General features: G+C 68.7%; 13 protein-coding genes. 1 reads left to right on the forward strand and 12 read right to left on the reverse strand.

Translation table 11 applies throughout. The features are described 5' to 3' along the window. On the reverse strand, positions 1–748 hold a 748-nt coding region (locus A5663_RS12725; protein ID WP_068149087.1), incomplete at its 3' end, for a ParA family protein. A gap of 139 nt (positions 749–887) precedes the next feature. Between A5663_RS12725 and A5663_RS12730 the strand changes: the two genes are divergently transcribed. Then, a complete protein-coding gene (locus tag A5663_RS12730) occupies positions 888–1,640 on the forward strand; it encodes an O-methyltransferase (protein ID WP_068149090.1) in 753 nt (250 codons plus the stop codon). 1 nt (position 1,641) lies between these two features. On the opposite strand, the gene xerD is transcribed toward A5663_RS12730, so the two are convergent. The 11 genes from xerD to A5663_RS12785 form a co-directional block, all read right to left on the reverse strand. Then, the gene (xerD, locus tag A5663_RS12735; RefSeq protein ID WP_197503382.1) at positions 1,642–2,568 is read right to left on the reverse strand and encodes a site-specific tyrosine recombinase XerD; all 927 of its coding nucleotides are present in this window, start codon (positions 2,566–2,568) and stop codon (positions 1,642–1,644) included. Positions 2,569–2,591: 23 nt separating this feature from the next. Further along, positions 2,592–3,212 (reverse strand): NUDIX hydrolase, encoded by a 621-nt coding sequence (locus tag A5663_RS12740; protein ID WP_068149092.1) that lies wholly within the window; start codon positions 3,210–3,212, stop codon positions 2,592–2,594. Next, on the reverse strand, positions 3,205–4,968 hold the full coding sequence (locus A5663_RS12745; RefSeq protein WP_068149094.1) for a CTP synthase: 1,764 nt from the start codon (positions 4,966–4,968) through the stop codon (positions 3,205–3,207). The genes A5663_RS12740 and A5663_RS12745 overlap by 8 nt, the downstream gene beginning before the upstream one ends. Before the next feature lie 129 nt (positions 4,969–5,097). Then, positions 5,098–6,036 carry a copper transporter gene (locus A5663_RS12750; protein WP_068149095.1) on the reverse strand — a complete coding sequence of 313 codons (939 nt, stop codon included), beginning with the start codon at positions 6,034–6,036 and terminating at the stop codon, positions 5,098–5,100. Between the two features lies 1 nt (position 6,037). Further along, entirely contained in the window at positions 6,038–7,222 is a 1,185-nt protein-coding gene (gene steA / locus A5663_RS12755; protein WP_068149096.1) for a putative cytokinetic ring protein SteA, read from the reverse strand. Between the two features lie 82 nt (positions 7,223–7,304). Further along, positions 7,305–9,056 (reverse strand): DNA repair protein RecN, encoded by a 1,752-nt coding sequence (gene recN, locus A5663_RS12760; RefSeq protein ID WP_068149099.1) that lies wholly within the window; start codon positions 9,054–9,056, stop codon positions 7,305–7,307. Next, a complete protein-coding gene (locus A5663_RS12765; protein WP_068149102.1) occupies positions 9,056–9,979 on the reverse strand; it encodes an NAD kinase in 924 nt (307 codons plus the stop codon). The genes recN and A5663_RS12765 overlap by 1 nt, the downstream gene beginning before the upstream one ends. Beyond that, a complete protein-coding gene (locus A5663_RS12770) occupies positions 9,976–10,785 on the reverse strand; it encodes a TlyA family RNA methyltransferase (RefSeq protein WP_068149104.1) in 810 nt (269 codons plus the stop codon). The genes A5663_RS12765 and A5663_RS12770 overlap by 4 nt, the downstream gene beginning before the upstream one ends. A 5-nt stretch (positions 10,786–10,790) precedes the next feature. After that, positions 10,791–10,976, reverse strand: coding sequence for a hypothetical protein (locus A5663_RS12775; RefSeq protein WP_068149122.1), 186 nt, complete (start codon positions 10,974–10,976; stop codon positions 10,791–10,793). Between the two features lie 8 nt (positions 10,977–10,984). Next, entirely contained in the window at positions 10,985–12,007 is a 1,023-nt protein-coding gene (locus A5663_RS12780) for an HAD-IIA family hydrolase (protein WP_068149107.1), read from the reverse strand. 1 nt (position 12,008) lies between these two features. Beyond that, positions 12,009–12,833, reverse strand: coding sequence for a tetratricopeptide repeat protein (locus A5663_RS12785; RefSeq protein WP_082974103.1), 825 nt, complete (start codon positions 12,831–12,833; stop codon positions 12,009–12,011). Between the last annotated feature and the right edge of the window lie 127 nt (positions 12,834–12,960).

The following is a 12,960-nucleotide window of genomic DNA, read 5'->3' on the forward strand; positions in this document are numbered from 1 at the left end:
ACCGCACCGTGCGGGTGATGACGGTGTCGAACACCAGGTCGCCGAAGCGCTCCACCACTCGGGCCATCACTTCGCGGGAGTTCACGGTACGCGGGTCGTAGCGTGTGATCAGGATGCCGCTGATCGACAGCTTCGGGTTCAACCGGTCATGCACCTTGTCCACGGTGTCGGTCAGCAGCGCCAGGCCGCGAAGTGAGAAGAATTCGCATTCGGTGGGGATGATCACGCCGTCACTGCAGGCCAGGCCGTTCACGGTGAGCAACCCCAGTGACGGCTGGCAGTCGATCAGCACGTAGTCGTAGCGGTCCAGCACCGGGTACAACGCACGGGCCAGCGACTGCTCGCGGCCGACCTCGTTGACCAGCTGGATCTCGGCCGCCGACAGGTCGATGTTGCTCGGAACAAGGTCCAGGTTCTTCACCCGTGTGTTGATCAGCACGTCGTCGATCGACACCCGCGGCTCGACCAGCAGGTTGTGCACGGTGTGGTCGAGTTCGTAGTGCGGCACCCCCAGCCCCGCCGACAGCGCGCCCTGCGGGTCGAGATCCACCAACAGCACGCGGCGGCCGTACTCGGCGAGGCTGGCGCCCAGGTTGATCGTCGACGTGGTCTTGCCGACGCCGCCCTTCTGGTTGCACATCGCGATGACCTTCGCCGGCCCGTGACTGGTCCTCGGCTGCGGTTCTGGAATATTGCGCGGTGGACGGCCGGTCAGGCCCAACTCCACCGCATCCCCGTGGTCGCTCATGCCCGACCGTCGCTGGTCAGGCAACCCTCGGAGATGGCGGACATCCGGGCAAGTTTAACGGGATGGGCCTGCCTGGTCAGCGAGACCCGCAGGCAACTTTGCGCCCCTCTTACAGCGGTACCGCGTTTAAGGTGACGCCATGGGTCTGAAGCAACGCCTGCCGCTGCTGCGCTGGTCAGTTCTCCGGATGGCGGTCGGTGCCCGCAACATCGTCACCACCGGCCAGATCGGCGACGGACGCGAAGCCGCGGCCCGCGAGTACGTGGTGGCCAACGCGCGTCGAGGCGACATCGACGACGTCATCGCCAAGATCGACCAGTTCGCCTACGAGAAGTCGTTCCTCATCAACGTCGGCGACGAGAAAGGTGCGATCCTCGACGCCGCGGTTCGGCGCGCGGACCCCCGTACGGTGCTGGAGCTCGGCACCTACTGCGGATACGGCGCGCTGCGATTGGCCAGGGCGGCTCCGTCGGCGCGGATCTTTTCGGTGGAGCTCGCCGAGGCCAACGCCGAGATCGCCCGCAGCATCTGGGCGCACGCGGGGGTCGCCGACCGCATCACCTGCGTCGTCGGCACCATCGGCGACGGCGGTCGCACGCTCGACGCGCTGGCCGGCGAGCACGGCTTCGGCCTGGGCATTCTCGACATGCTGTTCCTCGACCACGACAAGGACGCCTACCTGTCCGATCTGCAGAGCATGCTCGAGCGAGGCTGGCTGCACCGCGGCTCGATCGTCGTCGCCGACAACGTGAAAGTCCCGGGCGCCCCGAAGTATCGCGAGTACATGCGACAACAGCAGGGCAAGCTGTTCGACACCGTCGAGCACGACACCCACGCCGAGTACCAGACGCTGCTCGCCGATCTGATGCTCGAGTCGGAGTATCTGGGGTGACTCAGCGCGCCCGGGGGTGGGCCCCGGCCCACACCTCGCGCAGCGCGTTGACCGTCACCATCGTGTAGATCTGCGTCGTCGTCACCGACGCGTGGCCGAGCAGCTCCTGCACGACGCGGACGTCGGCCCCGCCGTCGAGCAGATGCGTCGCGAACGAGTGCCGCAACACGTGCGGCGAGACGGCTGCGGTGATACCCGCCCGTTCGGCGGCGTCCTGCAGCACCTGCCATGCGCTCTGCCGCGACAACCGTCCACCTCTGGAGTTGAGGAAGATCGCGGGTGTGCCCCGCCCGCGGCGCCCGAGGTCGGGGCGCCCGCGCACGAAATAGGCGTCCAGCGCGGTGACGGCGGGTCGGCCGATCGGGACCAGCCGGTGCTTGCCGCCCTTGCCGCGCAGCAGCACCGACCGCGCGTGGACGTCGACGTCGTCGACATCGAGGCCGACGGCTTCGGAGATCCTGGCCCCCGTCGAGTACAGCAGCTCGAGCAGCGCCCGGTTGCGCAACGTGAGCGCGGTGTCGGCCTCGCTGTCGCCGCCCGCGCCGTCGAGCAGCGCAAGCACCTCGTCGATGGTGAGGCTCTTGGGCAGCCGCCTGCTCGGGGTCGGCGGCTTGACCGCGGACGCGACATCCAGTTCGGTGAGCCCTTCGGCTGCCGCGAAGCGGTGCAGCCCCCGGACCGCGATCAGCGCGCGCGCCGCCGACACCGCCGACAACGGCGTGGTGCCGGTCTCGGCGTCGCCGCGGCGCAGGGCGACCAGGAACTCGCTGACATCGGTCTCGGTCACCGACGTCAGATCGTCGATACCGCGCGCCGTCAGATGTTCGGTGTAGCGGCGCAGGTCGCGTCGGTACGAACTCAAGGTGTTGGCCGCCACACCGCGTTCGATGGTCAGATGGTCGAGATATCCCTGCACCTGCCCCGGCAGCGCCGACGCGACAGACGATGCGGTCACGAATGCCCCTTCCGACGGCCGAACGCGGTCGGCCGGTCGGGCCACGGCGCGTCGACGTCCCTCAGCGCGGCCGGATCACGGACCGCGTTGGCAGCCAGGATCCCGCCCACCGCAAGCGAATTCACGACCTCGCCGGCCAGCACCATCCGCACCGCTTCGTCGAGCGGATACCACCGCAGCGTCAGGTCGGCTTCCTCGTCCTGGGCTTCGGGGCGACCGACGTCGGTGAGTCCGGTCGCGAGGTAGACCCGCACACTTTCGTCGCTGGAGCCCGGCGACGAGTCCAGGTCGACGAGCACGCGCCAGTCAGCGGCGGAGAGGCCGGCCTCCTCCTCGAGTTCGCGCGCGACGGTGATATGCGGCGCTTCCCCGTCAGCGTCGAGCAGGCCGGCGGGCAACTCCCAGAGCCGTCGCCCCAACGGATGCCGGTACTGGTGAATCATCGCGACGTTGCCGTCGTCGTCCATGGCGACCACCGCTACAGCACCGTGGTGTTCGACCACCTCGCGGCGAGCGGTGTGGCCGCCGGGCATGCGCACGTCGTCCGCGCGCAAGGCGAGGATTCCGCCGACGTAGAGGGTTTCGGAATTGACCGTCTCGAACTCGTGGTCAGCCACGGGTCGCGGGCTCTTGCAGCAGTGCCCCGACCTCGCCGCCGTGCTCGACGCCGTTGGACCGCTGCTCGTGAATGTCCATGCCCGGGAGCCGCTCCTCTGCCTTGTAGTCGAGCGCTGCTCCGACAAACGCGACGAACAGCGGATGCGGCCGGGTGGGCCTGCTTTTGAGTTCAGGATGCGCCTGGGTGCCGACGAGGAACGGGTGCACGTCGGAGGCGTATTCGACGAACTCGACGAGGTGGCCGTCCGGCGAGGTGCCCGAGAACCTCAGGCCGCTCTCGGCGATGCGGTCGCGGTACTGGTTGTTCACCTCGAAGCGGTGCCGGTGGCGCTCGGAAACCTCGGTGGCGTCGTAGGCTCGCGCCACGATCGAATCCGGTTCCAGCACAGCGGGATACGCGCCCAACCGCATTGTTCCGCCGAGGTCCGCCGCGCCGGCGACGGCGTCGCGCTGGTCGGCCATCGTGGAGATCACCGGGTCGGGAGTGGCGGGGTCGAACTCTGCGGAGTTGGCCTCGGTGATGCCGACCGAGCGGGCCGCCTCGATCACGATGCACTGCAGTCCCAGGCACAGGCCCAACACCGGCAGTCCCCGTTTGCGGGCGTAGCGGATCGCGCCGATCTTGCCTTCGATACCGCGGATGCCGAAGCCGCCGGGGATCAGTACCCCGTGCACGTCGGCGAGTGCCGCGGCCGCATCGCCGTCGACCTCGCAGTCGTCGGAGGCCACCCAGCGCATCTCGACCTTCGCCCGGTGCCTGAACCCGCCCGCGCGCAGCGCCTCGGCCACCGAAAGGTACGCATCGGACAGGTCGATGTACTTGCCCACCAGGGCAATTCGCACCGTCTCTTGGGGTTCGTGCACCCGCTGGAGCAGGTCGTTCCACTGGGTCCAGTCGACGTCGCGGAACGGCAGGTTGAGCCTGCGCACCACGTAGGCGTCGAGTTCCTCGCGGTGCAGCACCTTGGGGATGTCGTATATCGACGGTGCGTCCGGCGTGGAGATGACTCCGTCGATGTCGACGTCGCACATCAGCGCGATCTTGTTCTTCAGAGGTTCGGGCACGTCGCGGTCACAACGCAGGATCAACGCGTCCGGGGTGATACCGATGCTGCGCAGCGCGGCCACCGAATGCTGCGTCGGCTTGGTCTTCAGTTCGCCCGACGGCGCCATGTAGGGCACCAGCGAGCAGTGCAGGAAGAAGCAGTTCTCGCGGCCGACCTCGTGGCGCACCTGTCGGGCGGCTTCGAGGAACGGCAGCGATTCGATGTCGCCGACGGTGCCGCCGATCTCGGTGATCACCACGTCGGGGCGACGGCCTTCGGCGTCGGGCGCCGCCATCTCCAGGATGCGGGCCTTGATCTCGTCGGTGATGTGCGGGATCACCTGGACGGTGTCGCCGAGGTATTCGCCACGGCGTTCCTTGGCGATAACCGACGAATACACCTGTCCGGTAGTGACGTTCGCCGACCCCGAGAGGTTGCGGTCGAGGAAGCGTTCGTAATGGCCGACGTCGAGGTCGGTCTCCGCGCCGTCCTCGGTGACGAACACTTCACCGTGCTGGAACGGGTTCATGGTGCCCGGATCGACGTTGAGGTACGGGTCCAGCTTCTGCATGGTCACCTGCAGGCCTCGCGCGGTCAGCAACTGGCCGAGGCTCGAGGCGGTGAGACCCTTGCCCAGCGAGGAGACGACGCCACCGGTGACGAAGATGTGCTTGGTGGCCGTTTGCGGGTGCTTGCGGAAAGCTGGCAAGAGCGACCTCCGTGACGACGGGCAGGGCTTACGTCTCTAGGCTGATTCCTAGTTTGGGGCCTGCCGACCCACGGAACCCCACCTTAACACCGACGCCGACAAGTCGTCGCTGACGCGCCGTCGGGGCTCTCATTGCGCGACGGTGACCGACGTCGAACCCTGGCCGATGCCGTACTGGCCCGGCCGTCCTCCGTTCGCGAGTTCACTGAGCGCCAGCACCGCGGTGATGCGTCCCGACTCGGTGTCCACATCGTCGACGGTGCTGACCGCCGAGGTGAGCGCCGAATCCGAACGCGCCACGGCCACGGCCGCGGTGCCCGACGCCGAACCGTCTCGGCCGACCAGCACGGTGCCCCAGCCATGCGGGGCCAACCCGCCGGCGAAGCGGGCAACGGTGGCGCCGCGGTTGCCGGCGTCATCGCCGAGTGCTCCGCCGGTCACGATCAGTGCGGTGTTCGCTGCACCGATCCGCTGGTTGCCGTAGGTGATGAAGCCGGTGTCTCGCAGCGTCGCGAGCACGGTGTCACGCTGGGCGTCGTCGACGGTCTGCACCTTCGGGTCGCGGTTGGTCAGCAACGCGATTCCCAACAGGTCGCCGGCTTGGGACCCCTGATCCACCGAGGTGGTGCTCAACTGCCGGCCGGCCGGCACGATCGGCGAGTTCACCACCGACAGCAGTTTCTCCGCGGCGTTGGCGTCGACGAACTGCTGAGTCAGCGCCACCGTGCCGGTCACGGTTCCGCCGCCCTGGCCGACGAGCCGCGTCACCGCATCCACGTCGTCATCGGCCGCGTCGGGAGTGCGAAACAGGACCACCGACTTGTCGAAGGTGTCACGCAGGATTCGCGGCGCCATCTGCGCGTCGAACTCGCCTGCGGCCCCGAGCTTTTCGTTGAGCCCGTTCTTCTCGTCGGTGAGGGTGTTGATCTGCGTCTGCAGTTCCTGCTTGTCACTGCGCAACCCCGACAGCACGGTGTTGGACAGCAGGCCGGACCCCAGTGCGACGCCGATGGCGAGCGCGAGGAATACGGCTGCGAGCGAAATCGCATGTGTGCGTAGGGAAATCATCTTAGGTGACCCAGCCCTGGACCCACAGCAGGAAGCGGTTCCAGTAGTCGGCGACCCAGTCCAGCATCGCGGTGTCGACGCGGGCCACCCACAGCGCGACGATCACCGCGACGAGGACGGCAAGCACCAGCAGTGCGATCGCCCCGCCGGACACGCGGCTACGGTAGAGCGTGGCAACGGCTTTCGCGTCGACGAGCTTCTCGCCGACCTTCAGCCGGGTCAGGAACGTCGAGGGATTGCTCTGCTGGCGGGCTCGATCGAAGAACTCCTCGATGCTGGCGGTGTGGCCGGCAGTGACGATGAGCGACGCGCCGTGGTGGTCGCACAGCAGCAAGGCCAGATCGGCCGCCGACCCCGCCGCGGGGAACGTCATCGCGCCGACGCCGAGGTCCTGGATCCGCTCCAGCCCGGCGGCGTGGCCGTCGGCGTCGGCGGGCAGCACGACCTGCGCTCCGCACCGCAGCACCTCGGCGCTCATCTTGTCCGGGTCACCGACGATCAGTTGCGGTCTGTAGCCGGCCTTGCGCAGGACGTCGGCGCCGGTGCCGACGCCGACGAGCACCGGTTGGTACTCCTTGATAAAGGGCTTGAGCGCCTTGAGGTCGACGGCTGCGTCGACATCCTCGGCGACGATCACCACATGGCGCCGGTTGAGGTCGACGTCGACATCGGGGATGCCGATCCCGTCGATCAGCAGCGGGCTCTCACTGCGGATGAACTCGATGGTGTTGCCGGCGAACGCCTCGAGATGGGCCACCAGACCGCTCTTGGCCTCGTGCATCAACTCGTGGATCTCTTGGTCGGTGCGCTCGGCGCCGGCAACGAGGCGGCGATCCCCGCTGTACACGCCGCCTTCGTGTAAGCGCACCCGCGCGCCGTCCTTGACCTTCTTGAAGACGTCCTGGCCGGTGTCGTCGATCAACGTGATCCCGTTGGCGACCAGTACCTCGGGACCCAGGTTCGGGTAGCGGCCGGAGATCGACGGAGACGCGTTGACCACCGCGGTGACACCGGCTTCGACAAGCGCATCGGCGGTGATGCGGTCCAGGTCCAGCGCGTCGAGCACGACGATGTCGCCTGGTGAGACGCGTCGCAGCAGCCGATCGATGTCGCGGTCGACGCGGGCCGTGCCGGTGATGCCCGGACGAGAGCTGGCATTGCGAGATAGCAGCGCTGACATCTTCATGTGCCGATCTTCGCGAGATCAGTCGGCGATCTGTCGGAGGCGCGCCGTATCATCTGTCCCTTTTGTCACATGAGTAACAGGGTCAGCCACGGTCCTTCTGCGCCGCCTCCAGCAGCTCGCGGGCGTGCGCACGGCCGCTGTCCGACTCCCCTAGGCCGGCCAGCATCCGCGCCAACTCGGCGACGCGGTCGTCGTCGTCGAGCCGGCGGACTTCGCTGGTCTTGCCCTTTCCGCTGCTGTCCACCACCAGGTGGACGTCGGCGTAGGCAGCGACCTGCGGTAGATGCGTGACGACGATGACCTGATGGGTGCGCGCCAGCCGCGCCAGGCGGCGGCCGATCTGCACCGCCGCGCGCCCACCGACGCCGGCGTCCACCTCGTCGAAAACCATCGTGGTGCCTTCGGCGGAAGCGGCCAGCACGACCTCGAGCGCCAACATCACCCGCGAGAGTTCGCCGCCTGACGCGCTCTTGTTCAGCGGCAACACGTCGGTGCCGCGGTGGGCCGCGAAGCCGAACTCGACGTTGTCGACACCGTCGCGTCCGGCGTGCACGGTGTCGCCGGACGCCAGTGTCATCGGCGCGGAGTCGTCTACCTTCGCCGCAAGTGGGCTCACCGAAACCGTGAAGTCGGCGTCGGCCATCGCCAGGCCTGCCAGCTCGGCTGTGACCGCCTTGGACAGGCCCTTGGCCGCTTTGGTTCTGGCCTTGGTCAGTTCGGCGGCCGCCGCGGCGACCTTGTCGCGCAGCTCGTCGACGCGGCGGTCCAGACCGGCCAGCGCCTCCTCCGACACGTCGAGCTGCGCCAAGCGGTTGCGGGACTCGTCGGCCCAGTCGAGGACGCCGTCGATGTCGGCCGCGTACTTGCGGGTCAGCGTGCGCAGTTCGGCCTGCCGTGCCAGCTTGGTCTCCAACGCGCTCGCGTCGGTTGGCAGCCCGGACAGGAAGCCGCCGAGTTCGCCGCTCACGTTGGCGATGACGGCCACCGCCTCGGCGAGCTGGAGGGCCAGCCCGGTCAAGGTGGTGTCGCCGGTCGCCTCGAGCGCTGACTTCGCTTGAGCGACACCGTGAGTCGCGGAGAGGATTTCGGGCGACGGATCGTCGGGACCTGCCAGCGACGTGCGCGCGACGTGGGCGGCCTCGCGCAGCGCGTCGAGTTCGGAGAGCCGTCGGATGTCCTCGACGAGCGCGGCGTCCTCACCGGGTTGCGGTGCGACAGTGTCGATCTCGTCGAGCGCGAACTTGAGCCGGTCGGCCTCCTGGGCCAACTCGCGTGCCCGTTGCCGACGATCGATCAGGTCGCGACGCGCGGTCAGCCAGTCCTCGCGGATCCTGTGATAGCGCTGCAACGGCGCCTCGACGTCGGCGAACCGGTCCAGCGCCGCGCGCTGTTCGTCCGGCCGCATCAACCGCAGCTGATCGTTCTGGCCGTGCAACGCGAGCAGTTCGGTCGTGAAGCTGCCGAGCGACTTCGCCGGCACGCTGCGCCCCCCGAGGTATGCGCGCGACGGACCGTCGCGGCTGACGGAGCGTGCGGCGATGACGCTACCGTCGTCGTCACGTTCGGCACCCGAGGAATCCAGGATCCCGTCGACCAGCGACGCCACGCCGTCGTCGAGTTCCGTTGTGGTGAACCGGCCTTCGACCACCGCCCGGGCAGCTCCCGACCGCACCCGGGTCGGGTCGGCACGGGCGCCCCCGAGCAGGTGCAGACCGGTGACCACCATCGTCTTACCCGTGCCGGTCTCGCCGGTCAGCACCGTCAAACCGCGGTCGAATTCGGCGGTCGCGGTGCTGATCGCTCCCAGCGACTCGATTCGGATCTCGGAGAGCACTACTGTCCGCGCCACCCCGTGACCGGCAGCCGGAACTTGCGCACGAGGCGATCGGTGAACGGCGCGCTGTCGAGCCGCACCCACTTCACCGGGGTTCCGCACCGCGTGACCTCGACCCGGCCGCCGGCGGGGACGACCATTTCGCGGCGTCCGTCGCAGAACACCAGCGCGTCACTGCCTCTGGCCTCGATCTCGATGGCGATGGCCGCCTCCGGACTGGTCACCATGGGGCGGGCGAACAGCGCATGAGCGTTATTCGGCACCACCAGAATCGCCTCCAGGTCGGGCCACACGATCGGACCGCCCGCCGAGAACGCCCAGGCGGTCGATCCCGTCGGCGTCGCGACCAGCACACCGTCGCAACCGAACGACGACACCGGGCGGCCGTCGACTTCGAGCACCGCTCCGAGCACCCCGAGGCGGGGCCCTTTTTCGAGGCTGGCCTCGTTGAGCGCCCAGCCCCGGTCGACGATCTTGCCGTCGACGCGCACCACGACGTCGAGCGTCATCCGCTCCTCGACGCGGTAGTCGCGGTTGACGACATGGTCGAGGACCGCGTCGATGGACTCGGCCTCGGCCTCGGCCAGAAAGCCGATACGGCCGAGATTGACTCCCAGCACAGGGATTTCGACGTTGCGGGCGAGCTCGGCAGCGCGCAAGAAGGTGCCGTCGCCGCCGAGGACGAGAACCAGTTCGCAACCTTCGGCGGCGCGCTCCTCGGCGTCGACCACCTGGATCTCCACCCCGAGCGCCCGCATATCGTCGGGCGACAGGTGAACAGGGCCCCGGTCGACGGCCTCGGCCGACAACACCTTGAGCGCAATACCGTTGTCGCTCAAGACTTTCTGTACCCGACGGGCGACCTCGGAGGCTTCGTCGCGGCCGGTGTGCACCACGAGCAGGATCGTGCGCTGCGAGTTCATTGCGGGCCCTCGGCGACCGCGGTGCGAACAGCGTGGTCGAGGTCCTGCCCCTGCAGCGCACCATCCGTGCCACCGCGCAGGTGCAGGAAGTACTCGACGTTGCCGGACGGGCCCGGCAGCGGGCTCGCGGTCACCGCCACCGGATGCCAGTTCAGCTCGGCGGCGCGGCGCGCGACCGTGAGCACGGCGTCGGCGCGAAGTTGCGGATCGGAAACGACGCCGCCGGCACCGACGCGCTCCTTGCCGACCTCGAACTGGGGCTTCACCATGGGAACGATATCGGCGCGCGGTGCCGCGCAGGACGTCAGCGCCGGCAGCACCGTGGACAGCGAGATGAACGAGAGATCGGCGACCACCAGATCGACTGCGCCGCCGATCGCGTCGGCGTTCAACTCGCGCACGTTGGTGCGTTCCAGCACGGTCACCCGCGTGTCGGTGCGCAGTACCCACGCCAACTGGCCGTAGCCGACGTCCGCGGCGATCACCTCTCGTGCGCCCCGGTCAAGAAGCACTTCGGTGAAACCTCCGGTCGACGCCCCCGCATCCAGGCACCGCCGGCCGTCCACCGCCAGTTCGAAGGCGTCCAGCGCACCCATCAGCTTGTGCGCCCCCCGCGACACCCAGGCCCGCTCGTCAGCGCCGACCACCGTCAGGCTCGAGGTGACCGCGACGGCGGTGGCGGGTTTGGCGGCCGGCATGCCGTCGATGCTGACCCGTCCAGCGCCGATCAGCTCTGCCGCCTGCTGGCGGGACCGGGCCAGGCCACGCCGCACCAGCTCGGCGTCCACTCGTGCGCGCCGCGTCACCGGCGTCAGCCTTTCTCGACCGACTCGAGCGCCTGCACGAGCACGTCGTGCGCCTCTTCCAGCCGCGCGGCGAGAAGCTCGAGGTCCTCGTCGCCCAGCTCCGCATAACCCGAGCCTTCTTGCGCGGGGTCGGGCAGGTCGGCCAGCAACTCGGCGACGCGGGCGCGGATCTGATCGGGATCGGTACTCATGTCGGCCTTCACGCTAGCCGATCAGTCGCCCTAAGCAGGGACCAGCGCTGAAGGGCCTGCTGGGCGGTGTCGTCCCCGGCGGACATGGTCAACAACACGCCGTCGAGGTCGGCGTTCCACACCGCGTCAGCGATGGCTCTCACCACTGAAAGCGGATCGCCGGGGTCGCGGCCGGTGGAGTGGACCGTCACAGCCGACGGCCCGACGTCGATGCGCCACGCGGGGTGGGCTCCGATGCGCAGCGTGTCGGCCGGTGCGCCGAGCGAACGAAGATCTGCGGCGACGTACGTGGGTCGCTCGGCCGCTCCGGCGCGGACAAGGTCGTCGGCGGTGCTGACTCCGGTGAGCACGAGCAGGCTGGGCAGGCCCGCGGCGTTCGCACCGGCGATGTCGGTGTCGAGGCGATCGCCCACCACCAGCGGCGCGTGAAACGTGCCGCGGGCCAGCGCGTCGGTGAGCAGGGTGGGCGCAGGTTTGCCGGCGACCTGCGGCTCGCAGCCGGTGGCCGCGCGCAGAGCCGCGACCATCGACCCGTTGCCCGGCAGCAAGCCCCGCTCCGACGGCAGTGTCAGGTCGACGTTGGAGGCCACCCACAGCGCACCGCCCCGGATCGCCAAGGCGGCCTCGGCCAGATCGGCCCAACCCGTCTGAGGTGAGTGCCCTTGAACGACCGCAACCGGTTCGTCCGACCACTGCCGAACGGGTTTGAGGCCCACCCTCCTGACCTCGGCGGCCAACGCATCGGTGCCGACCACGAGAACCACTGCGCCAGAGGGCAATTGATCGGCCAGAAGCTTGGCGGCACTTTGCGCACTGGTGACGACGTCGTCGGGATCGGCAGTGAAACCCAGAGCGTGCAGATGCCCAGCGACGTCGGCCGGCTCCCGCGATGCATTGTTGGTGACGTAGAGGGTCCGCGCCCGAATGGTGGCCAGCGTCTCGACCGCGCCGACGGTGGCCTCATCGCCGCGGAACACTGTGCCGTCGAGATCCACCAGGAGGCAGTCATGTTCCTGCGCCAGGGTGCTCACGTCAAGACAGCTCCGTGATGCGGTCTTCCGCATCGGTCACGCCCTCGACATCGGCAGCTGCGGCATTGATGAACCATTGCAGCGCATCGTCGTTGCGGCCCAAGGCCAGTAGCGTTTCGGCATACACATAGAACAGGCGGGCCGCGGTCTGACCGGTACGCGACGCATCCAGTTGCGGTGACGACAGAAGCGCCAAGGCCTGCTCGTGCTGGCCGAGATCCGAGCGGGCGCCGGCTACGACGATTCGCAGTTCGTCGGCGTCGTCGCCAGTGAGTTGTGCGGCCTCGGGGCTACGCGCCAATTCGATCGCCCGTTCCGGGCGGCCGACACCGCGCTCGCAGTCGGCGATCAGCGCGAGCAGCGACGACCTGCTGCCCATCCGTCGCGCAGCGCGAAGCTCCGCGAGCGCCTGGGTCCAGTCACCGCAGTGATAGGCCGCGATTCCGACGGCTTCGCGCACCGCGGCGATGCGGGCGGCGCGCGAGCGAGCGGCGCGGGCGTGCTCAAGCGCCGCCTGCGGGTCCTCATCGATGAGCTGGCCGGCGGCCACCAGATGGCGAGCGACGAAGTCGGCAGTCGGGCGGTCCAGCGTGGTGAGTTCGCCGCGGACATCCGGCGCGAGCTGCTTTGCCTCGATGCCTTCCGGTATCGGCGGTCCCGAGGGCTGACGCGACTCACCGTCGGGCCTGGGCTGCGATCGGCGAGCCCGATTCGGGCCGGAAGTGCGCGGCGCCGAGCGCTGCGGGCGGCGCGGATCGGCGCCCCTTCTGTCCTCCGACACGTATGCCTTTCTACCCGATGGACGATCGCGACGAGAATTCGTCATCAACAGCGGCCAAATAGAATTACCCCCCACGCAATTGTGGGGGGCAATCCTAATTTGTGTTCGGCGGTGTCCTACTTTTCCGCCCGGGTTGGGCAGTATCATTGGCGCTGGCAGGCTTAGCTTCCGG

This window comes from Mycobacterium sp. E740 (assembly GCF_001672895.1).
Taxonomy (GTDB): Bacteria; Actinomycetota; Actinomycetes; order Mycobacteriales; family Mycobacteriaceae; genus Mycobacterium.

Coding starts and splice junctions, on each gene's coding strand:
- A5663_RS12730 (WP_068149090.1), top strand. CDS start 888: ATGGGTCTGAAGCAACGCCTGCCGCTGCTGCGCTGGTCAGTTCTCCGG.
- A5663_RS12750 (WP_068149095.1), bottom strand. CDS start 6,036: ATGATTTCCCTACGCACACATGCGATTTCGCTCGCAGCCGTATTCCTC.
- steA (WP_068149096.1), bottom strand. CDS start 7,222: ATGAAGATGTCAGCGCTGCTATCTCGCAATGCCAGCTCTCGTCCGGGC.
- A5663_RS12765 (WP_068149102.1), bottom strand. CDS start 9,979: ATGAACTCGCAGCGCACGATCCTGCTCGTGGTGCACACCGGCCGCGAC.
- A5663_RS12775 (WP_068149122.1), bottom strand. CDS start 10,976: ATGAGTACCGATCCCGATCAGATCCGCGCCCGCGTCGCCGAGTTGCTG.
- A5663_RS12785 (WP_082974103.1), bottom strand. CDS start 12,833: ATGACGAATTCTCGTCGCGATCGTCCATCGGGTAGAAAGGCATACGTG.